The sequence below is a fragment of the Erwinia sp. ErVv1 genome (genome assembly GCF_900068895.1).
Taxonomy (GTDB): Bacteria; Pseudomonadota; Gammaproteobacteria; order Enterobacterales; family Enterobacteriaceae; genus Erwinia.
In genome coordinates, this window is record NZ_CDPK01000002.1 from 563,874 (window position 1) to 589,518 (window position 25,645).

At 57.9% G+C, this 25,645-nt stretch carries 18 protein-coding genes and 1 pseudogene (1 of these 19 running past the window's edge); 12 read left to right on the plus strand and 7 right to left on the minus strand.

Annotated features, from left to right (window positions below; all coding sequences use genetic code 11):
- A pseudogene (locus A1830_RS03990) lies at positions 1–2,249 on the minus strand (glycosyltransferase); it reaches 1,323 nt to the left of the window's first position.
- A 496-nt stretch (positions 2,250–2,745) separates the two neighbouring features.
- Here A1830_RS03990 and A1830_RS03995 point away from each other — a divergent pair.
- Positions 2,746–4,290, plus strand: a complete 1,545-nt coding sequence (locus A1830_RS03995) for a methyl-accepting chemotaxis protein (RefSeq protein ID WP_067702041.1) — start codon at positions 2,746–2,748, stop codon at positions 4,288–4,290.
- A 335-nt stretch (positions 4,291–4,625) separates the two neighbouring features.
- Complete coding sequence (locus A1830_RS04000; RefSeq protein ID WP_067702043.1) at positions 4,626–6,584, plus strand: methyl-accepting chemotaxis protein; 1,959 nt, start codon at positions 4,626–4,628, stop codon at positions 6,582–6,584.
- Positions 6,585–6,659: 75 nt separating this feature from the next.
- Here A1830_RS04000 and A1830_RS04005 read toward each other — a convergent pair whose 3' ends face one another.
- Positions 6,660–8,042 (minus strand): four-carbon acid sugar kinase family protein, encoded by a 1,383-nt coding sequence (locus A1830_RS04005; protein ID WP_067702046.1) that lies wholly within the window; start codon positions 8,040–8,042, stop codon positions 6,660–6,662.
- 3 nt (positions 8,043–8,045) lie between these two features.
- A complete protein-coding gene (locus tag A1830_RS04010; RefSeq protein WP_067702049.1) occupies positions 8,046–8,732 on the minus strand; it encodes an aspartate/glutamate racemase family protein in 687 nt (228 codons plus the stop codon).
- Positions 8,733–9,004: 272 nt separating this feature from the next.
- Here A1830_RS04010 and A1830_RS04015 point away from each other — a divergent pair, with 272 nt between their 5' ends.
- The 3 genes from A1830_RS04015 (at position 9,005) to A1830_RS04025 (ending at position 12,558) form a co-directional block, all read left to right on the plus strand.
- The gene (locus A1830_RS04015) at positions 9,005–10,243 is read left to right on the plus strand and encodes an alpha-hydroxy acid oxidase (protein WP_067702052.1); all 1,239 of its coding nucleotides are present in this window, start codon (positions 9,005–9,007) and stop codon (positions 10,241–10,243) included.
- Between the two features lie 93 nt (positions 10,244–10,336).
- Complete coding sequence (locus A1830_RS04020; protein ID WP_067702055.1) at positions 10,337–11,038, plus strand: molybdate ABC transporter substrate-binding protein; 702 nt, start codon at positions 10,337–10,339, stop codon at positions 11,036–11,038.
- 659 nt (positions 11,039–11,697) lie between these two features.
- Positions 11,698–12,558: a hypothetical protein gene (locus tag A1830_RS04025; RefSeq protein ID WP_156484933.1), complete on the plus strand. Its 861-nt coding sequence runs from the start codon at positions 11,698–11,700 to the stop codon at positions 12,556–12,558.
- 57 nt (positions 12,559–12,615) lie between these two features.
- Here A1830_RS04025 and A1830_RS04030 read toward each other — a convergent pair whose 3' ends face one another.
- The gene (locus A1830_RS04030) at positions 12,616–13,641 is read right to left on the minus strand and encodes a LacI family DNA-binding transcriptional regulator (RefSeq protein WP_067702060.1); all 1,026 of its coding nucleotides are present in this window, start codon (positions 13,639–13,641) and stop codon (positions 12,616–12,618) included.
- Positions 13,642–13,876: 235 nt separating this feature from the next.
- Between A1830_RS04030 and A1830_RS04035 the strand changes: the two genes are divergently transcribed.
- From A1830_RS04035 to A1830_RS04065, 7 genes are all read left to right on the plus strand, one after another.
- Positions 13,877–15,184, plus strand: a complete 1,308-nt coding sequence (locus tag A1830_RS04035; RefSeq protein WP_067702063.1) for an MFS transporter — start codon at positions 13,877–13,879, stop codon at positions 15,182–15,184.
- Positions 15,185–15,249: 65 nt separating this feature from the next.
- Positions 15,250–15,891: a 3-oxo-tetronate 4-phosphate decarboxylase gene (locus tag A1830_RS04040; protein WP_231877559.1), complete on the plus strand. Its 642-nt coding sequence runs from the start codon at positions 15,250–15,252 to the stop codon at positions 15,889–15,891.
- Positions 15,892–15,916: 25 nt separating this feature from the next.
- Positions 15,917–17,068 carry a lactonase family protein gene (locus tag A1830_RS04045; protein ID WP_067702066.1) on the plus strand — a complete coding sequence of 384 codons (1,152 nt, stop codon included), beginning with the start codon at positions 15,917–15,919 and terminating at the stop codon, positions 17,066–17,068.
- Between the two features lie 61 nt (positions 17,069–17,129).
- The gene (locus tag A1830_RS04050; RefSeq protein WP_067702069.1) at positions 17,130–17,843 is read left to right on the plus strand and encodes a hypothetical protein; all 714 of its coding nucleotides are present in this window, start codon (positions 17,130–17,132) and stop codon (positions 17,841–17,843) included.
- A gap of 10 nt (positions 17,844–17,853) precedes the next feature.
- Positions 17,854–19,269: a c-type cytochrome gene (locus A1830_RS04055; RefSeq protein WP_082804085.1), complete on the plus strand. Its 1,416-nt coding sequence runs from the start codon at positions 17,854–17,856 to the stop codon at positions 19,267–19,269.
- A complete protein-coding gene (locus tag A1830_RS04060) occupies positions 19,262–19,792 on the plus strand; it encodes a sugar dehydrogenase complex small subunit (protein ID WP_067702072.1) in 531 nt (176 codons plus the stop codon). The genes A1830_RS04055 and A1830_RS04060 overlap by 8 nt, the downstream gene beginning before the upstream one ends.
- Complete coding sequence (locus A1830_RS04065; protein WP_067702075.1) at positions 19,792–21,429, plus strand: GMC family oxidoreductase; 1,638 nt, start codon at positions 19,792–19,794, stop codon at positions 21,427–21,429. Before A1830_RS04060 ends, A1830_RS04065 begins: the two co-directional genes overlap by 1 nt.
- A 131-nt stretch (positions 21,430–21,560) precedes the next feature.
- On the opposite strand, the gene A1830_RS04070 is transcribed toward A1830_RS04065, so the two are convergent.
- From A1830_RS04070 to A1830_RS04080, 3 genes are all read right to left on the minus strand, one after another.
- Positions 21,561–23,963: a membrane-bound PQQ-dependent dehydrogenase, glucose/quinate/shikimate family gene (locus tag A1830_RS04070; RefSeq protein ID WP_067702078.1), complete on the minus strand. Its 2,403-nt coding sequence runs from the start codon at positions 23,961–23,963 to the stop codon at positions 21,561–21,563.
- A 276-nt stretch (positions 23,964–24,239) separates the two neighbouring features.
- A complete protein-coding gene (locus A1830_RS04075) occupies positions 24,240–24,779 on the minus strand; it encodes a PadR family transcriptional regulator (protein ID WP_067702081.1) in 540 nt (179 codons plus the stop codon).
- A gap of 72 nt (positions 24,780–24,851) precedes the next feature.
- Positions 24,852–25,640, minus strand: a complete 789-nt coding sequence (locus A1830_RS04080; RefSeq protein ID WP_067702084.1) for a siderophore-interacting protein — start codon at positions 25,638–25,640, stop codon at positions 24,852–24,854.
- Between the last annotated feature and the right edge of the window lie 5 nt (positions 25,641–25,645).

Sequence of the window (25,645 nt, forward strand, 5' to 3'; positions counted from 1 at the left end):
CCGGCCATCTCATCTGCCGTCTTCTCCCATGAGGTGTTGCTCACCACGGCCTTCATCCCGGCGGTCATCGCGGTCCGCTGGGTAGTGGAGAGGGCGATGGCCCGCTCACAGTGGCGCGCAAAATCGGCTCCGTCGCGGGCAATCATCACCAGTTCGCCATAGGGCGTAGCCACATCTTTGATAGCGGTGCTTACTACCGGCAGCGCTGCGGCCATATACTCCAGCACCTTCGTCGGGCTGATAAACTGCGTGGAGGCATTGAGCGCAAACGGCATCAGACAGACGTCCCAGCCAGCCAGAAACTGCGGCAGCGCCTGATAGGGCTGCATACCAAAATAGTGAATATTGTCGCGCACCGGCAGCGCCGCCTGGCTGATTTTCACGACCGGACCGACGTAGATAAAGTGCCATTCAGGATGGGCATCGGCCAGCTGAGCCATCAGGGTGGTGTCGATCCTTTCATCGATCACGCCATAGTAGCCGAGCCGGGGATGAGGTATCGCCGCCTGCAGAGGATGCTCGTTGCTTCTGTCCAGCGCCTGCTCAAAGTGAATGGCATCGACGCTGCTGGGAAAGCAGTGCACATCGGAGTGCCGCGCGCGTTTGGCATCATACAGGCTGGGACCACCGGTAAATACCAGGTCGGCCCGCTTAAGCAGTGCAGATTCACGCTGTAACAGCTGGCGCGGCGCCTGATCGAAGGCGGCCAGCTCATCCATACAGTCATAGATAACCAGAGCAGGATCGAGCGGGGTAAGCAGCGGCAGTGCCATCGGCGTATAGAACCAGACGATGGGTCGCCCCTCGGGGCAGAGCGCCGCCATCAGCGGCTGGAGACGCGCAATCTGATCGTCATGAAAGCCAGGCTGGCGAACGTCGGTATGCGGTCGCGCCACGGTCACATTGGGGGCCGGATGAGAGAGATGCAGTCCGGCCTCACCCGCCTCGTAAACCGGCTCTTCGATAAACACCACCCGATAATGCCTGGCCAGCCGTGAGAGTAAATGCTGCGGACGCTGGAACACAAAATCCCAGCGTAAGTGGCTAAAAACAATCAGCGTAGGGGTTGTCATTGCACTCTCCTCATTATGATCCTGTTGAATCCATTTGTTCTGAAAATGTGCTGTCGTCGCCTGCGCCTGATAAAGCGCGTCGGCATAGGGCTGGTCCAGTTTGCGGACAAAGGGGTCCGCGGCGCCAGGGATAACATCCCACAGGCCGCTGCGATGCCAGATATCGGCATTATCCCATTCGGGTCGATCGGTCACCGGATAGAGACAGATGCCGGTAAGTTCCGTGCCCATCAGCATGGCCTGAGCGGCCTCAGCGGCAATATGATTAATCCATGCGCCCCGCCCGCTGCCCACGTGGCTGGTTTCCGCGATCAGTATGGGGCGCTGGTAGCGCAGTGAGAGAAAGTGAAGCATCGTATGCAGCGGCGCACGGCGCGGATCGCCGAGGTGCCACCACAGCCGGTGATTACTGACGTATTCCCACTGATTGTCGTGATAATAATTGGCCCCGATCAGATCGAGATAGCGCGGCGCCCCGCCCAGCTCAGGCTCCAGTTTGCCGCAAAGCATGTCCCATGCCTGGTACTGGGCGTGACATTCACCTGCCACCTGCTCCCCCCATATCGCCTCCTCGCCCAGGGGCGGAACAATATGGATAAGCGGATCGCAGTGCATGATCCTCGCGCGGGGATCGACCTGCCAGATTGCATCACAGGCGGCAATGGCGGCGCGAACCAGCTGCCGTTTGGACTCAATCCCGGTTAAGTGACCCGGCCCGGCCGACGAGGGAAAATACCCCACGGAGAGCGCCCAGCTGGTAAAGGAAATCTCATTCACCGGCGAATAGACCGGTGGAGTTGCGTAGTAAGGGGCCAGATGGGCTGCCAGGGCGGCACAAAACCGGGCAAAGCGCGGCACAAAATCGACCTGAAAGGGATCGGTCCCTTCCGGCCAGCCATAGTGGCAAATCGTCCAGCATATCTGTACGTTTGCCCGCTTTGCCGCCCGCATACGTTTGTCGACGCTGCTAAAATCGTATCCTGTTCCCCTGTCGCACAGCCGCCAGCCTACACTTTCACGTACGGTCCTGATGCCAAATTCACCGAGCGCCAGGTAATCTTCCCCTGCCTTCGCACCGTGTCCGTTAGCGTCGATCATCGACAGACGCACGCCCTGTCGGTTTAGGTGATCGGCACCCTCAAATCCTGCCTGCCAGAATGAAGCATACGGGGCCATTCCTCTCCTCCGTTCCAGATCCAGTTTAAAAACTATTTCTCCCCGCGAGGGGCATGAAATAAATGTTAAATACGATGATATTCAGGGAAGATTATTATTCGACTACATTACTCTTCAGGTTTAGTTGGTAGTATAATTATGTTAACAACAGAACGGGACAACTAAAAATAGCGAGCCTTTTCATCCAAGTATAGTCAAATAAAGAAATTAGCTCTTAATCACTCAGCCATTATTTAATTTTTAACAAATCATTTCTTCACCCACTGACAAATAACCTTGCAAATCATTAACAAAGCCTGCGAGCAAAAAATAATTATTCCGCTGCGGTTGCAAAATTGCGACGGGTCGCACGGTTTTTTCTCGCTAACATCGTAACTCGTTAAAATTATTATGGAAAATTAAAGCAACCCAGAGCTTACTCATTTTCAAAAAAGGGTAATTTTTCCCGCAGCGTTGCCGATATTACTTTTAACTTTTCTTAGATAAGGATGCTACGATGTCACTGAAAAAGTCCTCCCTGCTTGTTCTGCTTGTGTTATTTACCCTCTTTATAACCAGTATGCTCTCTAACGTCTGGCTTCTGACGCGCAGTAACACCTCGCTGGATAAGGTCAACAAAGAAATACGCGTGGTGCTTTCAATTATTGATCCTATTAACCACAGTCGTACCCTGCGCGTTCGCCTGATGGAATATATGAAAGCCATGGAAAATAGCGCCACGCTTTCCTCGAAACCGACGCTCGACGGTGTTAATGAAGTCGTATCAAAAGCGGATGCGGCATTCCAGGCGTATCTCGCAGCGCCTAAGCTGTCCGATGAACAGGCGCTGGCTGATGAGTATCGCACGGCTTATCTCGCCTACCGTCAGCAGGGCCTGCAACCGCTTATCCTGGCGGCTACGGCCAGCGACCGGGCAGGATTCGATCGTCAGATCCCAAACGTAGTCCGGCTCGACAGGCAGTATGAGATCGTGCTTGATAAAGTGCTGGCCCTGCATGAGCAATATGCTAAACACCTTAATGCCACGGCCCAGGGGAACTTCACGTTCGGCCTGGGTCTGATCGCCACCTTTAGCCTGCTGTTTCTGATCGTCATTACAGCCGTGCTGATCCTGTTGCGCCGCTTCGTATTGGCTCCACTCACGCTTGCCCGCGACCACTGCCGTCAGATAGCGGCCGGTGTGCTGGATAAGCCGCTACCTGTGACACCGTCACGCAGTGAAATCCAGGCATTAATGAGCGCGATGGAGCAGATGCGCGACTCGCTCACCGATATTATTCGTCAGGTGCGGCACTCGGCACAGACCGTCTCCAGCGCCTCGCAGGAAATTGCCGCCGGAAATACTGACCTGGCCTCGCGAACCGAGCAGCAGGCTGCCGCCCTGACGCAAACGGCAGCGAGCATGGAGGAGCTGGGGGCCACGGTAAAACAGAATAATGAGAACGTACATGAAGCCAGTCGCCTTACCCAGCAGGCCGTACAAAATGCCCGTTCAGGCGATCGCGTCTCCCGCGACGTTATTCAGACAATGGAGCAAATCAACAGCAGTTCCAAAAAAATTGAGGATATCATTGGGGTAATCAATGGCATTGCGTTTCAGACCAATATTCTGGCGCTTAATGCGGCGGTAGAGGCGGCCAGAGCGGGTGAACAGGGGCGCGGATTTGCCGTAGTGGCCGGAGAAGTCCGCTCGCTGGCACAGCGAAGTGCCGTCGCGGCAAAAGAGATCGAGGGTCTGATTGTCGCCTCAGTAGCCAGCATTCAGTCGGGTTCACAGCTGGTATCAGAGACGGGCGAAGTCATCAACGCCATTATCACATCGGTTACTCAGGTGGACGCACTGATGAACCAGATTTCCATTGCGTCTGAAGAGCAGAGCCGCGGCATCAGCCAGATTGAACAGGCAGTGACCGAGATGGATAGCGTGACCCAGCAAAACGCGGCGCTGGTTCATCAGTCCGCTGCCTCTTCCGCCTCGCTCGAAGAACAGGTCAGTCATCTCACCCAGGCCGTCTCCGCCTTTCACCTGACAACGGGCTAAACGGATACCCCTACGCCGCCGCAGGTTCGTTCAACAACAAGGGGCTGCGGCGTCGTCAGGAAATGCTCTGTCCTGCCCTCAATGTGGGTAAAAAGTTCTGAGGAGATTTATTAACGTATTAATAACTCGATTGTGTTTGAGTTATTGTCGCGTTCCTGGGTGAATGATAAAGAAAAATAAAAACAGGCATTATTTGCGGCCTTTAATTTTCTTTGCTATATAACAGCCAAATTCTCCACGTTTTCATCCTAATTAAAAATAAACATTTAAATTGGGGTTAGATAAGTCATATCCATAAATAAAGACTTAAGCTAAATTATCCCCTGGAGCACAGCATGTCCATCGCATCATATCTGTGGAATACCCTTATTCCACGTAAAATACATTCACTGGCGGCCCGGCCGGCCAGCAATACGTTTGACTGTCGGGCGGTGCCAACGCGGTTTCCGGTTGGCAGCGGCGATGGCCGGGGCCTGATGATGGTCTTCGTGCCGCCCGAAGCCGATTTCAGCCGGATCAACAGCGCCTGGCAGAAACTGAGCACCCCGCATCGCCGGATTATCGTGCTTTCGTCGACCGGCGCGCTCTGTGCAAAAAAGGGGCAGTCTACCTACTGCGACACCAGCGGGCCGATGGGCAGCTGGCTCTGGCTGCCGCAACAAACTATCGCCGAACATGAAGTGCATCAGCTGGACCTGGCTATCCCGCCCGAGGCCACGGCCGGGCAGCGCATAGCCGCGCTCCGACGCCAGTTAGACAAAATGCCGGTCAGTATGGCGCTCTCCTCTGAAGATACCTTTGCGATGATCTACTGCGACGGCCTCTCTTCGGCAGAAGGATTTCTGATGCAGGCCTGGTATGACAGCGGACGTTTCCCCTGCCTGGCAATAGGCGGATCAGCGGGCGGACGTACGGACTTCCTGAACACCTGGATTGGAACGCATGAGGGGCTGTTACAGAATAAAGCGGTGATTGTATTTTGTAAGATGGCGAAAGGTAAATCATTTGCACCCTTTAAGAGCCAGAACTTTACCCCGACCTCGCAAAGCTGGCTAATTGCAGAAGCGAACCCGGTCACCCGCACCGTTTCCTCGCTGTTTGATACCGACGGACAGCAGAAACCGATCGTTGAGGCACTTGCTGACTATTTTAAATGCCCGCCTTCCCAGCTTGAAAAACATTTACAGGGGACGACATTTGGCGTGAAAGTCGGAGAGGAATACTTTATTCGTTCCGTCGCTAAAGTTAATACCGACAGTCTCAGTTTTTTTTGCGACCTGGAATTTGGCGATCGCCTTTATCTTCTGGAGGCGCAGGATTTTGTTAATGCCACACAGCAGGAGTGGTTGAAATTTTCAGCCGGTAAAGGCAAACCCAGCGCAATGCTGCTTAATGACTGCCTGCTGCGTCGTCTGAATAACCCGGACAGCCTGCCTTCGGCCAAGCTCTTTAGTGGCGTAACCGCCGCGGGCTTCTCAAGCTTTGGCGAAATTTTCGGTGTGCCAATTAACCAAACGCTGTCAGCGCTGGTATTTTACGACCGGGATGTGAAGGCTATGACGCGCTTTGCGGTCGAGTATGCGGCCTATGCCGGACACTACGCACAGCGTTCGCTGCGGCGTTGGGAAGCCCTGCATACGCTACAGACCGGCGTGATTGATAAGGTCATTGCCTACCAGCAGGCCATCGCGCCGGTGATCAATACTTTCCCGCTGCTTGAGCAGGCCACCAACCGCCAGAGCGACGCCCTGGACATCGCAGGGGTGAATATTGGCGCGATTAACGATGCCGCCGCCATCACCCTGACCGCGCAGGAAGAACTCACCGCACAGCTTGCCGAGCTGGAGAAAATTTCCCGCGGCATCACCCAGATAACTGCTGGCATCGGCGCCATTGCCGATCAGACCAACCTCCTCGCGCTTAACGCGGCGGTAGAGGCTGCGCGCGCTGGCGCGGCGGGACGCGGATTTGCGGTAGTTGCGGAGGAGGTACGCCGTCTGGCGCGCTCGTCAAAAGAACAGGCGGATGCTACCCGTCAAAACATCAACGAAACGGTCACTACGCTGGCCACGCTGAAAAAGCTGGCGGGTCGCAGCGCCAGCACGACAACGGATATGGCACAAAAGAGCCTCTCGGCTCAGGGACAGATCGCGACCATCAGCGAAGAGAATGCGCTTGGACGGCAGAGCATGGTGGAAAATATCAGCCGACTCAAAGATGCCGCAGCGGGGATGGATGCGATGAATCAGGCGGTCAGCCAGCTCACCGTTCTGCAAAAGCTGGTGAATCTCTAGCCCCCGGCCGGCTCGCGCTTCCCTGCCCTCGACGCGGCGCAGGAAAGCGCGGAGAGAGACGCGGCTGAGAGGGTGTTAGCCGCGCAGTGAGGCGACCGCGCGGGCGAAAAACGTTTTCCCCCCGAAGTTACCCGATTTTAGCGCCAGCGCGATGGGTTCCTCCCCCTGAGAAAACATCGCGGGTACGCCCACATCGATCTCTTCACCGATAGTCAGCGCACCCAGATCCAGCGCGCTGACCACCGCCCCCGACGTTTCCCCTCCACCGACCACGATACGTCGGGTGCCCGCGGCCACCAGCCGCTGTGCGGTGGTGCCAAACAGCGCATCCAGCGCAGCGGCAACCTTCTCACGGCCGTATTGCTGCTGGATCTGCCTGACCGACGCCGGATCACCGGAGGAGTAAACCAGCGGAGACTGCCCCTGATGCGCCTGAATAAAGTCGACCAGCCGATCGGGACCGGTTATGCCGCTCATCACGTCGCCAACGTCGATCATCATCACCGGGTGATGTTTCTTGTGTTCGGCAATCTGCTCGCGGGTGGCCCCCGAACAGCTGCCGACCAGAATCGCTTCCGCACCGGGAACCTGCGGGGTACGCGCAGGTTGGCCGCTTACCCGCCCCTGCGCAATAAAGTTGTGCGGCAGACCAAGGGCGATGCCGGAGCCGCCGGTGACCAGCGGCGCATGGCGGCAGGCTTCACCGATAGCCGCCAGATCGGCCTCGCTGATAGCATCCACCACCACCAGCGTGGTCGCGTTCGCCTGCAGGCCAGCATCTGACGCTGCGCCCGGCACACGTTCACGAAGGTTATCCGCCTGCTGCGCGATATCGGACGCTGCGCCCGACGCACGTTCGCGTGAGGTTTCCGCCTGCTGTTCTACTTTCGCCAATGCCCGGCTCAGCGCGTCGCTACCCTGGCTCACCGTTTGCCAGCCAATATGCACAACCGGATTATGCGACTGGCGTTGCAGTACCCGGCGCAGATCGGCATCGGTCATTGGCGTGAGCGGATGATGCTGCATTCCCGATTCGTTAAGCAGACGATCGCCCACGAACAGATGCCCCTGATAAACCGAGCGGCCCATGGCGGGGAAAGCGGGACAGACCACCACGCTTTTGGCCCCAAGATGCGTCGCCAGCGCATCAATGACCGGCCCGATATTGCCGCTGTCGGTTGAATCAAAGGTCGAGCAGTATTTGAAAAGGATCTGCTCGCAGCCCTGCGCCTGTAACCAGCGGCAGGCGGCCAGCGACTGGGCCACGGCCCGATCCGCCGGAACAGAGCGGCTTTTGAGGGCGACCACCCCCGCTTCAACTTCTGCCTCAGCAGGCCGCGAGGGCACCCCCAGGTACTGGGTTGTTTTCAGGCCGCCCTCACCCTGTATCCCTTTCGCGAGCGTCACCGCGATATCGCTGGCCCCGGTAAAATCATCCGCTATTACGCCAATTAACATTATCTACTCCTTTACGCCTGCGGGGCTGTGCCGATCCGCTGCCGCCACGCTGGCCTTCATCCGCTTCACGGCGGCATGGGGCGCGGTCAGTACCGGGATTGCAACCTGCTGACGAACGCTGTCGGCAGCGCGCGAGGTGGAAAAGTGGGCAAGCATAATGACATCACAGTGCGCCAGCTCTTTTGCCTGCGCGGCCACCCGCTGATTGTGCCCCTCGACGTCACCTTTCTTCAGCAGATCGATGGCTTCCTCCACCAGCACGGTGGTCAGCGTGGCCGCAGAGTGATGCTCCGCGACGTACTGGTTAAATTCATCGGTCATGGTCTGTATCGAAGGACCAAAGGTGGCGAGCATGCCGATGGTATTTCCCTGCTGCACCGCCTCGTGAAACATTGCTTCATTAGGCTTCAGTACCGGTACAGGAAGCGTCTCCGCCAGCCTGTCGATGGCCGGGCCAAAGGCCGAGCAGGTTACCAGAATGCCCCCGGCCTGCATCTCATAGCCATATTCGCCCAGGCGAACAAAGCGATCGATTAATGCCGGGGAGAGTGTCTCCTCGCGCGCACGGTCCACCGACAGGCCATCGTCCAGCAGGTTAATGGTTTCGGCCTCGGGCCAGATATCCCGAAAGGCCGCATCAATCGGCGCCATGGCGACCGGCGTGGCGTGCAGTAAAACAATACGGGTCATGATTCGCTCCAGAGAGTCAGCTCGGCGGGCGTGCTCTGCCCGGTATAGTCGTACCGCGTCGGGCACGGGTTCCAATGTAAGGGCTTACAAATGTTTCTGTAAAGTGAGCCCGATCACAGATTACGCGGTTCACGTTGTTAATGTTATGTTGAAATATTAACGATAATTGATCACAATTGAAAGCGCTTACAAAATAAATGCATTTTGCGTCATGCCCCGTCATGCCCTGATGCCTCACTGCTAACCCTGTTCACCGACTGTGAGAACGCATTATGACTTCATCTGCTACGCCCTCCACGCTGCGCGGGGTTGACCCGGATACCGCTACCGTCGTGACCGCACCGGCGACGGCAAAGCTGCCGCGTCGGTTTCGCGATCTGCTGGCCCTGGACGATTTTGAACGCCATGCCCGTCGACGCCTGCCCAATATGATCTATCAGTATGTGGCGGGCGGGGTTGAAACCGGGCGCGGTATTGCCGGTAACCTTGAAGCCTACCAGCGCTATACGTTTATCCCTCGTATGTTCAGAGACGTTTCGGGTCGCAGCCAGCGCACCACCCTGTTTGGTCACAGCTATCATCATCCTTTCGGCGTTGCGCCGTTGGGCGGTGCCTCCTTTGTCGCCTATCAGGCCGATATCGCGCTTGCCCGGGCCGCCCGTGAAATGAACGTGCCGATGATCCTCAGCGCCTCTTCACTGGTCAAGCTGGAGGACGTACATGCCGCTAACCCGGATGCGTGGTTTCAGGCCTATCTGGCGGGCGATCAGCCGCGTATCGACCGGCTGCTGGATCGCGTGGCGGCGGCGGGCTTCAGCACGCTGGTGGTCACCGGCGATACGCCGATGCTGGGTAACCGCGAGCACAATATCCGCAGCGGCTTCAGTATGCCGATCAAGATCACCCCGAAGGTGGCGCTTGAAAGCGCGCTCAGCCCGCGCTGGCTGCTGGGCACCGTCGCGCAGACCTTCCTGCGTCACGGCGCGCCGCATTTTGAAAATACCGACGCCGAGCGCGGCCCGCCGATGATGTCGGGCAAAGTGCGAAACACCCAGGCGCGCGACAAGCTCTGCTGGAAAAACGTCGAGGCCATTCGTAAGAATTGGCGGGGAAATCTGGTAATCAAAGGGCTGATGTCGCCGCAGGATGCCTTTATTGCTCGCGATCTTGGTGCGGATGCGGTGATCCTCTCCAATCACGGCGGCCGCCAGCTGGATCACACCCTGCCGCCCCTCTATTCGCTGGCCGAGGTGGCTGCGCAAAAGGGCAGCATGAAGGTGATTATCGACAGCGGCATTCGCCGCGGCACCGATGTGATGAAAGCCATGGCGCTGGGCGCCGATCTGGTTCTGCTTGGCAGGCCTTTTCTGTATGGGGCCGTCATCGGGGGGCAGGCAGGCGTGGAGCATGCCATGCATATTCTGCGTGATGAAATCGACCGCGATTTGGCGCTACTCGGCGTGCGCACCCCGTCTGAACTGGATGAGAGCTACCTGTGTAAAACGCGCTGATACAATTATTAGCGCTAAATGTGCATTACGCGCTGATTCGAAATGAGCGCTACCTGCGCATTACGCGCTGATCCCATTATTAAGGAGTACGGTATGTCCGGAAATACAACCCTGCGCGTATTTAGCGCACTGGCGGTTCGCGCGCCCTTTGACGCACTGGAGCAGGCTTTTTTGCAGCAGCATCCCCACTGCGAACTGACGCTGGAGTGGAATCCCACTTCGGTGATTGAGAAAAAAATTGCCGCCGGTGCCCCGGCCGATGCGGCAATCCTCACCGTACCGGTGATCGAGCGGCTGATTGAGGAAGGCGTAATAATTGCCGACAGCCGCGTGGATCTGGTGGATTCGCGCATTGGTCTGGCCATATTACCCGATGCGGTCGCGCCGGATATCAGCAGCCTGTCGGCGCTTAAGCAGACGCTGCTGGCAGCACGCTCGGTGGCCTGGTCGCTCGGGGGGGCCAGCGGCATCTATTTTCAAACGCTGATCGAGCGGCTGGGCATTGAAGCGGAGATGACGTCGCGCGGTACCACCATCCCCGAAGGATTTACCGCCAGCCAGCTGCTGACGGGCAAGGCGGATCTCGCCCTACAGCAAATCAGCGAGCTGCTGATGGTGCCGGGTGTGAAAGTGATCGGCCCCCTGCCCGATGAGGCGCAGAAGGTGACCGCCTTTGCCGGGGGTATTTTCCGCGCGGCAGCCAATCCGCAGGATGCGGCGGCACTGCTTGCCTCGCTGCGCACGCCGCAGGCGCGGGCGACCTTCGAATCCTTTGGGCTGACCTGTCGCGAGTAGACTGTCTGATTTATCTTCCAGCCTCCAGGCAGTAAAAAAGAACGGCACTGCAGGCGCCAGAGGGTGGTGCTTGCCCTTCAGCTGATGGGATTTAGAAAAAATATCCTTGCTGCCCGGTTTTTGCAGTTTGCACCACCATAATATTACTGGATCCTTTACCCTTTAAACTGGAGAGGCCTTATTATTCTCTCGAACAGGGACTATCCGAAATAATTAAGAGGATAAAGACTGTAATATTCTGAAACCGTAATAAAGTGTTGATACTGATGCAGACAGACGTTTGAGTATCAATATCTGACAATGTTCTTATTACTATAAGCTGCATTATTTCTTATTACTCTAAGCTGCATTATAAAGTCTGGTATTTCCTGAGCGATTCATATTACCAACCGTATTAGCGTTATTATTGTAAGTGAGCAGTCAGGTGGATAATTTACACGAGCATCTGCGTCAGTGGTCGAGGAAAACTAAGCCACTAAGTAGCCGCAGCCAGGGGTTTTTTAACTTACAAAAACCGCTCAACTTTAATTTTTTACAGCACCAGGGGAGTTATGACGGACCCGGTTAGTGGTATTCTTTGAAGCTTATGCTCAGGCGGGCCTGAGCAGGAGTTCCACGTCGGAATCCTATAATTTTAGAAGATAGTGAGAAATGTGAATATGTCTATTATCTCGGGTCCTGGTTTTGTTACAGGCTTTAAGGCCTTGTACTCGATGGCCAGGATCCAGCCTAAAAATACTTTATCTTTATTGTCGCGTTTATCAACAGTTATTAACAGTAATGTTAATTTGAAGAAGTCACAGGCTTCTTGTAATAAAAATCAAATCCAGTCAGGGGATCGGATGGGCAATCTGCGTCCAGCTCCCCCGCCACCGACCTCAATCCTAAAGGCGACTAATCTGGCTATCAAGCTTGAGCAGGTGAACGATAAGCAAAAGCTGGCTAAGCTTATGATGGGACAGGCCACGCAGGATCACCAAAAAAAACCTGAAGCGGCGAGGGAAAAGTGGGATCTACCCAGTCCAGGCCTCAGCAGAAAGACAGTACGGGCTCCGCAGCCGCCGGGGATGTCAAGTCCCAGGATTACCAATCTGGCTCCGCAGCCATCGGGAACCTCAGGTCCGACGGTGAACGATCTGGTTATGCGGCTTAAGCAGGTGAACGATAAACCGAAGCTGGCCAGGTTTTTGGAACAGGCCATGCAGGATTTTCAAAAAAGCCCTGAAGCGGCGAGGAAGAAGTGGGGTCTAACCAGTCCGGGCCTCAGCCGAAAGACCGTGCGGGCTCCCCAGCCGCCGGAAATCTCAAGCCCCAGGGCTTCAGATCTGGCTCCGCAGCCACCGCGAACCTCAAGTCCGACAGTGAACGATCTGGCTATTCAGCTTAAGCAGGTGAACGATAAGCAGAATCTGGCCAGGCGTTTGGAACAGGCCATGCAGGATTTTCAAAAAAGCCCTGAAGCGGCGAGACAGAAGTGGAATCTATCCAGGTCTGGCTCTGATGGTCAGTTAACACGGTAGGAAATCCAGGGATCTTACCAGGATCCTGTAAGCTAACCGAATCACCCCGCGCTCAGGCTAGCGCGGGGCTGTCCCGGTGCTGCTGCGCACAATCAGCCGTGGGGTGAGCAGCGTCTGCCTCGTCGCGGGCTGGCCATTTAGCGTTGCCAACAGATAATCTGCCGCACAGCGGCCGATTTCATCCAGCTCCACGCGCATCGTGGTCAGCGGATGCTCGAGATGCTCCGCGTATTCATAATCGTTGAAACCGGTAATGGATATATCGTTGGGTACCCGCAGATAACGTTCCCCCGCGCCGCGCAGCGCACCAAATGCCAGCAGATCGTTGCCGCAGATCACCGCCGTGGGCGGCTCCGGGCCGTCCAGCAGGCGAAACATCGCCTGGCGCGCATCGTTCATGGTAAAGGCATTATCAATCAGGTTCACTTCCGCCAGGGCTATCCCCGCAGCCGCCAGCGCCTCACGCGTGCCGGTAATACGATCGAACACGCGATCGTTGGAGGGGGGCGTACCGACAATCACCCCAAACCGCTGATGCCCCAGCGCCAGCAGATGCCGGGTAAGCTCGCCTGCCGCATGCTCGTTATCGTAGCCGACGCTCGGGTGCTGCCGATCAACGGAAAAAGTCTGCACGCAGGGAATATCAAGCTGGTTGATACGCTCCCGCAGCCGGGGATGGTGTGAATTACCCACCAGCATCAGTGCATCAATGCCGTATTCCACCAGCTTGTTAACCTCCTGCAGTTCGGTTTGCGGATCGAAGTCGGAGTTCGCCAGCAGCAGGGTATACCCGGACTGGTGGATCTGCTGCTGAAAGGCGGCCAGCGGCCTGGAGAAGGTTTCGGTGGCAAGCGTCGGCACTACCGCCCCAATCGTCATGCTTCTGCGTGATGCCAGCGTCCGCGCCGCGCGATTAATCACATAGCCCAGTTCCTCACACGCCCGCTCTACCGCTTCACGCCGCGACTGGCGCACCGAAGCACTGCCGTTCAGCACGCGTGACACGGTTGCCGTCGACACGCCAGCGCGTTTAGCAACATCTTCCAGGGAGACTCTGCCAGGCAGAGCGGGCTTATCGGACATGATGGAACTCCATGCTGAAATGAGTGACGTCGCCCACAAATTTTGCAGACAGCGAAAACTTAGATTTGAAAGCGCTTACTTTTCGCTTGACTGTTTTTTGTAATCGCTTACTTTTAACATCGTGTTATCAATTTACCTTCAAATTTTACCGAATGATAACAGGGATTGCGACAGTCAGGGGCATCCTCCGTCTGATAACCCTCGTAAAAGCATCAGGATAATAAAGGAATTCACCATGCGTAGATACCCTCGGATCCGCTGGCTAATGATCGCGTTTTGTTTCTTCGCCATCGCCATTAACTATATCGATCGCATTAATCTGGCGATTGCGGCACCCCATATTAAACGGGATCTCGGCCTGGATGACACCAGCATGGGGCTTATCCTCGGGGCCTTCTTCTGGACCTATGCGCTGATGCAGATCCCCGCCGGTCGAATGATTGACCGGCTGGGTGCGCGTATGGGGCTGGCCATCGCCGTGGGCTGGTGGTCGCTGTTTACCGTCTTCACCGCTTTCGGACGCGGTTTTACCTCGATTTTTGCCTTCCGCCTGATGCTGGGACTGGGTGAGTCGGGGGGCTATCCCGGCTGTGCCAAAGTGGTTTACTCCTGGTTTGCAAAAAAAGAGCGCGCGACCGCCAGCGGTATTTTCGATGCCGGCCCGCGCGCCGGGAGCGCCATCGCCCTGCCCCTGGTGGCATGGCTGATCGGCACCTGGGGATGGGAAACCTCTTTTGTGGTTACCGGCGGCCTGGGGCTGGTATGGGTGGCTATCTGGATGCTGTTCTATCGCGAACCTGAGGAGATTAAGGGGCTGGACCCGGTTCAGCGCGAAAATTTACTGGCCGATCGCAGCGTGCAGGTGGTGGATAAAAGCGAGAAGGTCAATATTCCCGGCCTGTTCCGCTACCGGACGGTCTGGGGAATGATGATCGGCTTCTTCTGCATGAACTTTGCCACCTACTTTTTTGTGACGTGGTTCCCAACCTATCTGACCATGGCGCACGGCTTCTCTCTCAAGGAGCTGGGTACGCTGGGCGCTATCCCCGCGCTGATGGGTATCCCCGGCAGCCTGCTCGGCGGCCTGTGCTCCGACTGGATGTATCGCAAGGGATTTTCGCTGACCACCGCGCGTAAAACCTGTCTGATTGCCGGGATGCTGCTCTCATCGGTGATCGCCTTTGCCGCCTTTACCAACAGCATGCCGGTGATCCTGACGCTGTTTTCTCTGACCTATGCGGGCCTGGCCTTTACCGCCGCCAATATCTGGACCCTGCCTGCCGACGTCGCCCCCGGCCCGGGCTACGTGGGGACGCTGAGCGGTATTCAGAACTTTGCGGGCAACCTGGCGGGGATCGTCACGGCCTCCTTTACCGGTCTGATGCTCAGCCTGAGCCATGGATCCTTTGTGGTGCCGCTGCTGGTGGCGGGCGGCATCTGCCTGCTCGGCGCGTTTAACTTTATGTTTATTATGGGGAAAGTGGAACCGCTGGTGCTGAAAAAAAACGGTGGCGCGGCCCAGGTCGCGGCGGCTAATCGCTAACCGATGGCCTCAGGCCGCCCTGTTGCCCGACACTGCTACCCCACTGATGCGAATGAAAGAGTGTAATGATGAAAAATGAAAATCAGCTTCGTGAAGAGATCTGCCAGGTGGGTTTCAGCCTCTGGTCACGTGGCTATACCGTCGGCACCGCAGGCAATATCAGCGCCCGACTGGACGATGGCTGGCTTATCACCCCGACCGATGCCTGCCTGGGCCGACTGACGCCGGCGCAGATTGCGAAAGTCTCTCTTAGCGGCGACTGGCTATCGGGCGATAAACCCTCCAAAACCCTGCTGCTGCATCGCCAGGTTTACGATCGTAACCCGGAGGTTCAGGGCGTGGTCCATACCCACTCCACCCATCTGGTGGGGCTGACGCTGGCGGGCGTCTGGCACGCCGCAAGCATTCTGCCGCCGATCACACCTTATCAGGTAATGAAAGTAGGACGCATTCCGCTGATCGCCTACCGCCGCCCTGGCGCGCCTGAGGTAGCGGAGCAGGTGGCAAAACTTGCCTGCGAGGTCAGAGGGGTGATGCTCGAACGCCTGGGGCCGGTTATCTGGGGCCGATCCGTGTCCGCCGCTTGCTATGCGCTGGAGGAGCTGGAGGAGACCGCCCGCTTATGGATGCAGGCCACGAATAAGCCAGAGCCGCTGAACGAAGCCCAGGTCAGCGAACTCTGTGAAGCCTTCTCCACAAGCTGGTAACGCCAGATAACAACAGGAAAAAAATATGCGAAAAAAACGTGTTTATGCCGCTGCGCTGCTGTCAGTGCTGGCAACCCTCAGCGGCGCACAGGCCCGCACCCTGGTTTATGTCTCTAACGCCGACAGCGGCACGGTTACCGGTTATCAGCTGGATAAAGAGAAGCCCGGCCTGATCCCCACCGGCACCTTACCGACTGGCGAGAAAGCCATGTCGTCGGTGGTCTCTGCCGATAAGAAAACCCTCTATGTTTCGGTACGCAGCCAGCCCTGGCGGGTGGCGGCCTGGCATATTCAGCCCGACGGCACGCTGGTGAAAGCCAGTGAGACGCCGCTGCCGGAAAGCATGGCCTATCTGTCACTGGATAAACAGGGGCGCTATCTGCTTAGCGCCTCCTACGGCGGCGATCTGTTCAGCATCAACCGCATCGACGCTCAGGGCCGGGTGGAGACGCCGCCGGTGCAGGTTGTTCATACCGGCAAACGTGCGCATGCGATTCAGGTTGACCCGACCAACCACTTCCTTTACGTCACGCTGCTGGGCGCTGACCAGCTGTTGCAGTATCACTTTGATGCGACCAGTGGCAGGGTAACCCCGGCTAACCCACCCTTTGTAAATATTCAGCATGAAGCGGCGACCGGCCCGCGCCATTTCGTTATCGCACCGGGGCTGGACAGGCAGGGCAAGCGCAATATGTATATTCTCACCGAGATGGCGGGCAATATTACCCGCCTGACCCTCAATCCTGACGGTACCGCCACCCCCCAGGAGGAGGTGAATTCCGTCTCGCCCAAAGAGGATATGCAGCGTGGTGAAGCCCGGCCGCTGACCGGCGACGATAAGCTGCCGCCTTCGGCTAAACCGCGAATTTGGCAGGCCGATATCCATCTCAGCCCGGACGGACGTTTTCTCTACTCCACCGAGCGCACCCGGAGTCAGCTCTCATCGTTCTCTGTCGATCCTGTTAACGGTCATCTGACCTGGCTCTCCAGCATCAAAACCGAAGAGCAGCCGCGGGGCTTCGCCATTGATAACAGCGGCCGCTTCCTGATCGAATCCGGGCAAAAATCCACCCAACTCTCTTTGTATACCCGTGACAACGTCACCGGCGCCCTGACCCTGGTGGGCCGTTACCCCACGGGTAAAGGTGCCAACTGGGTCACGCTGGTAGAAGAGTAACCTTAGCCACCGCCCGGTGGGCCGTGTCCACCGGGCTGAGTCCCCCACTCATGGAGCCATTATGCCCCTTAAAACACGTCCCCTGATTGCTGCCCTGCTTACCGCAGGCCTGTTTACGCTGACCTCCCTGCCCGCGGCCAGCGCGGTGGAAAAAGGCGTCGCCACTGACCTTGAGCCGCTGCATCACGTTATCCTGGAGAATCAGTATGTCACGGTGATGCGGGTGATTATCCGTCCCGGCCAGTCAACCCAGTATCATGAGCAGCACCTTGATTACGTCAATACCCACGTTAACGGCAGCCGGGTGAGCATCAGCTGGCCTGACAAACCCGCCAAAGAGAGCGAGATGAAGAGCGGCAACGTCAAGTTTGGCGCGCATCAGGGCAAGTCGACGGTCGATCGGGTCACCAATATCGATACCACGATCAATCACCAGGTGGCATTTGAAATCAAACAGCATGGCCCACTGGGCTTTGGTGACGCAACCCGACCGGACAGCCCGCTCTTCCAGCAGGTACTCAGTCAGAAAACCGTGAAGGGCTGGAAGGTCACGCTGCAGCCCGGTGAAGGAACCGGCGCTTACGCCCAGCACGGTCCCGGCGTACGGGTATTCTTCACCGGAGGCCGCCTGCTGGTGGCTGTTCCCGGCCAGCCGAACCGTAATAAAGAGATCTGGATCCACCGTGGCGATGCGATGCTCACCGATCCCGGCAAGGTGGAGTTAACCAACGGTGGCGAAACGCCGCTGATCTTTAACGATTACGAACTGCTGTAGAGGCTGCCCGGTGAGATATCTCTGTCTGCCGCTGGCGATAAGCCTGCTGCTGCTCAGCGGCGCAGGTTATGCTGCTGGCAGCACCGAAATTAACCGGCTGCCGGGCAGCGCAGTCCATGGCGCGGGCGGCAACGAAAATAGCGATCTGCTGGCCAGGGGGAAGTATCTGGCTACTGCCGCCGACTGCGGCGCCTGCCACACCTCACCCCGCCAGGGCGCGCCGATGGCCGGAGGTTACGCCATTCAGTCCCCGATGGGCAGCATTTACGCCAGCAACATCACACCGTCAAAAACAGCGGGCATTGGCCTGTGGAGCGAAGCGGAATTTGTTCGGGCAGTACGCAAGGGCATTAATCGCCAGGGTGAGCATCTTTACCCGGCGATGCCCTACACCGCCTACGCCCGCATCACCGATGACGATATGCATGCGCTCTATTTTTACTTTATGCAGGGCGTGACGCCATCCGATACGCCCACGCCCCGGACGCGGCTCCCCTTCCCGTTCAGCTTCCGCAGTGCTATGGCACTGTGGAACGCCCTTTTCGCCCGTGAGCCACAGGCCCGTTCGACTCCCGCTACGCGCGGAGAGTACCTGGTCAATGCGCTGGCGCACTGCGATACCTGCCATACCCCGCGCAATATGCTGATGGGCCAGCAGAACGATCGGGCGCTGGCAGGCGGCAGCCTGGGCAGCTGGTATGCGCCCAATATCACGCCCGATCCCCAGTCGGGGATCGGTAGCTGGACGGCGGCAGAGCTAACCCGCTACCTGAAAACCGGACGCGTACCGGGCAAGGCGCAGGCGGCCGGTCCGATGGCCGAGGTGGTGGAGCACAGCCTGCAATACCTCTCCGATGCGGATATTGCGGCGATGGTGGCCTGGCTGCGTCAGCTACCGGCCGTGGATAACGGCGAGGTAACGGCCAGAGAGAGTCTGGGCGGACCCTCCGCCAGTGAGGCGCGGCTGCGCGGGCAGCAGGAGGCCGACTCCGGCTGGCAGGTATTCAGCGCCAGCTGCGCCAGCTGCCACCAGCCCGACGGCAGCGGTAACGCTCGCTACCCTTCCCTGTTCCATAACAGCGCTACCGGCGCCAGCCGCCCGGATAATCTGATCGCCACCATCCTGTTTGGCGTCCAGCGCAATGTTCAGGGTGAGTCGGTCGCCATGCCCGCGTTCGGGCCGGATGCCGATTTCGCGATGCGGCTGAGTGACCAGCAGATTGCCGACGTTAGCCGCTACGTAATGAAGAATTTTGGTAACCCGCAGGTAAACGTCACGGCTGAACAGGTCGCCGGGCTGCGCCGGGGCGGGGCCACGCCGCTGCTGGTCCGGCTCACCCAGCCTGGCGTACTGGCGGGGGCCGCCCTCGCCGTTGTCCTGCTCGCGGCGGCCCTGATCATCCGCAGAAGGAGGCGAGATGTCTGAACCCACCTCATTACCCTTGACCCTGTCCCGGCGCAGGCTGTTACAGGGCATGGCGGTACTGTCGCTTAGCGCGCTCACCGCCTCGCTCTTTCCGCAGCAGGCCGCCGCACGCACCCAGGAAACCCAGGCCTTTCAACAGATCGCGGCCTTCCTGGTCAGTCGTCCGGTCAGCCCGGTGCTCAGCGCCCGCTACTTTGCCGCGCTGAACCGTCGCGTAGCGGACTTCTCTACACGCTTTAGCACGCTGGCCCGGTATCTGGAAACGCAGCGCTTTACCCACGTTGACGATCTTGCCCGCACGCTTGCCGTGCAGGATCCCCGGCGTCAGACCGCGTCACTGATTGTCGCCGCCTGGTACACCGGCGTGGTGGGTGAAGGCGCAGACCGCGAGCTGATTGCCTATGCTGACGCCATGATGTACCTGCCGACCCGCGGCGTGCTGGTCATACCCACCTACGGCGGCGGCCCTGATTCCTGGGGCAGCAAGCCTGACGATCCGCAAATAACCAAAGGAGAGGAGTAATGGACAGACCCGTCGATGCCGAGGTGATTATCATTGGCTCCGGCGTGATGGGCGGCCTTATCGCGACCCGACTGGCAAAGGCCGGAAAGTCGGTGATTATCGTCGAGGCTGGCCCACGCGTTAAGCGCCAGGAGATCGTCGAACGTTTTCGCAATTCGCCGTTTAAAATGTCGCTGACCAATATGAAGCTCCAGGGCGTAGGTTCCCCCTACCCCGATCTGCCACACGTTCCCTCCACCTATGGCGACTACATCCAGCACGTCGGCCCGGTAAAGTACGCCACCCGCTACCTTCGCGTGGTCGGCGGTACCACCTGGCACTTTGGCTCCGCGCTGTGGCGCATGGTGCCAAACGACTTCAGGCTGCACAGCCTTTATGGGCGCGGTCGCGACTGGCCCTTTGGCTACGAAGAACTGGAGCCCTGGTACGGCGAGGCCGAAGCCGAGTTGGGGGTGTCCGGCGTCGACGGGCAGGATGAGAGCGGCCACGGCGGCGGGGCATGGCCACCGCGCTCCCGGCCTTTCCCGATGCCGGGCCTGCCGCCCAGCTACCTGTTTACCCGCCTCTCCGCCATGCTGGGTAAAGGCGGTTATCATCCGGTGCTGGAGCCGAATGGCCGCGCCACGCGTCCGTGGAAAAAACGCCCGGCCTGCGCGGGCAACAACAACTGTAATCCGGTCTGCCCCATTGCTGCCAAGTATGACGGTTCCATGCATATCGACGAAGCGCTGGAACAGGGTGCCAGGCTGCTGGATAACTCGGTGGTGGTCAGCATTGAGGCCGACGATCGGGGTAAAATCACCGGCATCCGCTACAAAAAACCGGACGGTTCGGAGCATCAGCTGACCGCCCACCATTTCGTGCTGGCCGCCTACGGCATCGAATCGCCCAAGCTACTGCTGAACTCCACCTCGCCCCGCTACCCAGGCGGTATCGCGAATGGCTCGGACCAGGTGGGCCGCAATCTGATGGGCCATACCGGCATCAGCATGAACCTGATGATGAAAGAGGATGTGTGGCCGGGCCAGGGGCCGACCGAGCTGCTGGTCTATCTTAATAACCGCGACGGTGACTTTCGCCGGGACTTCCCAAGCTACAAGATTAAGGTGCGCAATACGGTACCGACTGCCGATTATGCCGCGTCGCTGATCCAGCAGGGGGTGCTCGGGTCCGCGCTGGATAAGGCGCTGCATCGCCTGTCGGCACGGTCGCTGAACTTCGCTATTGATTTTGAAACGCTCCCGCTGGCGGAAAACCGGGGGCTTCCCAGCAGGACAAAAACGGACGCGCTCGGCATTCCACTGCCGGAGATCTACTACAGCGTAACCGACTACTGGCATGCCGGAAAAACCCAGGGACTGAAGGACTTCGAACGCTTTGCGCAGCTGCTTAACGCCGACGTACTGAAAATTGATACGCAGTATCAGGACCGCCAGCACATTATGGGCACGACGATAATGGGTGACGACCCGGCGAACTCGGTGGTTAACCGCCACTGCCAGAGCCACGATCACCCAAACCTGTTTATTGCCGGGACCAGCGTCATGCCGTCCGCCTCCTGTATGAACCCCACCCTGACCGGCGCAGCACTGAGTCTGCGGCTGGCCGATTATCTGCTGAATACGGTCCGGGTATAAAACCCCTTAACCACCGGGAGGTGCTCCGGGCAGAGTGATAACTCTCCACCGCCACGCTATCACCCTCCGGGCGATAAAAAAGGGGCTGCTTTATTCAGGCAGCCCCTTTCTCCGTTTAACATACCGTTAAGCTATTTCAGGCGGAACGCCACCACGGCATCGCCCTCTTTGGTGCCCATCGAGCCGTGGCCACCCGCCGCAATAATCACGTACTGTCGGTTATCCGCGCCCATATAGGTCGCGGGCGTCGCCTGGCCGCCGGCGGGCAGTTCGGTCTGCCACAGCAGCTTGCCGCTATTGATATCGTAGGCGCGGAAGAAGTTATCTGCCGTTGCCCCGTGGAAAACCAGATCGCCTGCGGTGGTCAGCGGCCCGCCGTGCGCCACCATCCCCATCGGGAAGCCGATGGGAAAGCGTCCCGGCAGGAAGGTCGTTTTCAGGTTTTTGGTGGTGCCAACGCGACGCAGCCACGCCGTTTTACCGGTGGTCAGATCCACACCCACCATCCGGCCCCAGGGTGGTGCAATACAGGGAATGCCCAGGCTGGAAGCGAACTGCTGAATATGGATGGCGTAGTCGCCGTCAAAGTTTTCATTCCAGTACGGCGTGCCGTCTTTGGTAAACAAACGCTTCTCCGCATTTTCCGGCGAACGTTTGATCAGATTGTACTTGTAGGCCAGGCGAACCGGTGCGGCGACAAGGATCTGCCGCTGAGGATCAACGGAGACCGACCCCCAGTTAAATACGCCGATATTGCCCGGAAAAACAATTGACCCGGCGACGGTCGAGGGCGTCCAGGGGTTGCCGTCATAGCGCATCGACTTAAATTCGATGCGGCAGGCCATTTGATCAAAGGGCGTCAGGCCCCACATGGATTTTTCGCTCAGGGGAGCCGGAATAAAGTTCAGGGCAGACACCGGCTGCGTAGGCGAGAAGTCCTCGCCCGCGACGCCTCCCTTTGTCGACACCGCGACCTGATTTATGGGGTAGACGGCCTGACCGGTCAGCCGGTTGAGCACAAACAGGTTGCCGGTTTTAGTCGGCAGGATCACCACCGGCTGCCGTTTACCCTGGTAATCAATATCCAGCAGCGAAGGCTGTGAAGGATTATCGCGATCCCACAGGTCGTGCTTCGACGACTGGAAGCGCCACTTAAACGCCCCGGTTTTCAGATCCAGCGCCACCAGCGTGTCGCGAAACTTCTCGGTATTGCTGTTGGCATCGCGATGGGTGCCCAGCTCATCCGGTGAAGCGTTGCCAAAGGGCACATACACCAGGCCGTTTTTGGTGTCAGCGCTGAGCGTTGCCCAGGCCACCGGGGTATCCTGCGGATAGCTCTGTCCGGCTGGCAGAGGCTGGGTCATATCAGGCCGGGCCGGATCGAAGTTCCACACCAGACGACCGGTGATGGCATCATAGGCACGGATCACGCCAGAAGGGTTTCCGGCGTTATAACCGTTATCCATGACCGAACCACCGAGGATAACCAGATTTCCGGCCACCAGCGGCGCTGCAGTTTGCATCAGAGCATGATCGCGAAGCGGCCCCATATTTTCCCGCAGATCGACCGTGCCGCGGTCGCCAAAATCGGCGCACAGCTTGCCGGTATCCGCGTCCAGCGCCAGCAGCTTATTATCATTGGTTGCATTAAAAATGCGCTTGCGGCATACCGCCTGGCTGCGGGCCGGGGTGGTAACGGCAGCGGCCTGAGCGGTGGACACCGCTGGCGTCGCGGCAGCATCGTAATAGCTTACGCCACGGCAGGTCTGGTGCTGCTGCATATAAGAACGCTCGTGCGTTGGGGTAGTCTTCCATTTCAGCGCCCCGGTTTCCGGGTTGAGCGCATGGACTTCATTATGCGGCGTACAGAAATAGACGGTGTTATTCACCTTAAGTGGCGTAGCCTCAAAGGTGTATTCGCTGGCGTCCTGTGTGCTACGCAGATCCCCGGTATGGTAGGTCCAGGCCGTTTCCAGATTACTGGCATTGTCAGTGGTTATCTGTTTCAGGTTAGAGAAGCGCAGCCCGTCAGCGGTGCCGCCGTAGGCCGCCCAGTCATTCTGCGCGCCTTCGCCACTCTCCGGATTGCGGGCGGTAGTGATATTGCCCTCCTCCGGCAGCGGATCGTAAAACATCATGCCGACAACCAGGGCGATCATCACCAGTACGGTGGTGCCGAGGTAGGGATGAAATGCGCGACCCGTTACCCGGTCTTGCGTACGCGTCAGCGGTCGCACCACCCAGGGCAGCGCCAGCCAGACGCCGATCAGGCCGATAATGTCACCGCGTGGGATCCACTGCCACTTATCGAAGCCCACCTCAAAGATAATCCAGGCCGCCACCAGCCACATCAGCGTGGCGTAGATTGAAAGCGCGATCCTTTTATTTTTAAACAGCAAAACGGCAGTGACCAGCAGCCCGAGGGCCATAATGACGTAAAAGGGCGAACCGCCCAGCAGTAGAAGCCTGCCGCCCATATACAGCATAGCGATACCAATTATCGCTATCACACTACCCGTGAGTTTAGTGACCATGTTTTTCTCTCAGTGTTGACGCAAAGATAAAAAATATTCTTACTTGAGGTTACATTTTTGTAACGCTAATTTAACGAAATCAGAGGAGAAAGACACGCTTTTTACTGCTGTTTTCGGGCGCCAGTACAAAAGTTTTTCGGCTGGCAGATGTCACAGGGAGTGGAGGTTTCTGGGAGTAGAGGTTTCAGAGAGTAGAGATTTCTGGGGGCGCACCGCACCGGGTATCACTAACGGCAACGGCCTGCGATAACAGGCAGGCTTTTTTCATGCTCAGCGTTAGCTTCGCTCAATCTTTTTTGCAGCGTCGTCGAGGATGTCGATAATGTTATACAGGCTTTCCCGGGAGAGGTGCGGCTGGGAAAGCCGACCGTTTAGCGCCATTTTGAAATTGTGAATAGCCCGCTCCATCTCGGGAATGCTGCGATTATTCACCAGCACCGCCAGTGAGCCAAGACGGGTGATGATACGCTCAAGCGGCTGCTGATTCGCAGACAGATAACGCTCACCCGCTGCGGTCAGCCGCCAGCATTTACGCGTGGCCAGCGGATCCCCCACCTGAATAAGCTCACTCTCTTCCAGTAGCGACAGGTTCGGGTAGATGATGCCGGGGCTGGGCGTATATTCTCCTCGCGACAGATCTTCGATAGATTTGATCAGCTCATAGCCCCAGGTGGCCCCCTGCGATAAAAAATGCAGCATCAGTAGCCGAACCTCCCCGGCATCCAGCATTTTTTCGCGGCGCTTTCTGCGCGCGCTGTCAACGCAGGCACCTTTACCCTCTGTGGGGCGGGCGGGGGAACGGGGAGACTCTTTCATGGCGGACCCGATGGTGAATAAAGGGGGGTGATAGTAATCGGCCCCCTGTTGAATTTCAACGGGGGCACAGGGCTATTTCTGATGCCAGTAGGCCATAGCGCGAACCCGTTCGGCTTCACATCCGCGGGTTTGCAGAAAATAGTCGCTGAGTCTCTTTACCGCCTCACCCTCTCCGGTCAGCCAGATAAAGTAGTCATCGGCGGGAAGTGCAATCTGATCCAGGCGGGCGATCAGCATTTCTGCCGCAGCCAGCGTCATTTTTCCGCTCTCCAGCCAGCTGATATCGACCCCCGCCGGGTTACCCAGGTAGTCATTACCGGTGGAGGCTTCCGCAAAGGCAAACAGTTTAATGCTGCTGCCCGACATCGTCTGCTGTCGACGTCGGAAAGCCGGTAGCCCGGTTTCATCACACACGTAAAGCTGGAAGTGATAATCCTCTGGCACCACCAGCGAGCTGCGTGGTCCGCCGATTGCCAGCCTGTCGCCGGGCTGAGCGTTTGCTGCCCAGTCGCTGGCCAGGCCGGACTGATGCAGGTAAAAGTCCAGCGTCAGCCTGCCCGCCTGGCTGTCAAACGCCATCGGCGTGTAGTCCCGCGCGGCGGGACGAACGCCCTCTTTCCACTCCACGCCATCGGCAGTAATCACCGGCAGCTGCAGTTCCCCGGTGGCGGGGTCTGGGAAAAATACTTTGATGTGATCGTCAAAGCCCGCGGAATTGAAGCCCACCAGCGCTTCTCCGCCAAATTCGATACGGTAAAAACAGTTCGCGACCCACTGCTTGCTTAGCACCTCAACGGGGCGAAAGCGCAGCTCATTTCTGACGCGTCGCGGCAGGCGACGCTGTGGTTGATTATCCGGCACGTTAT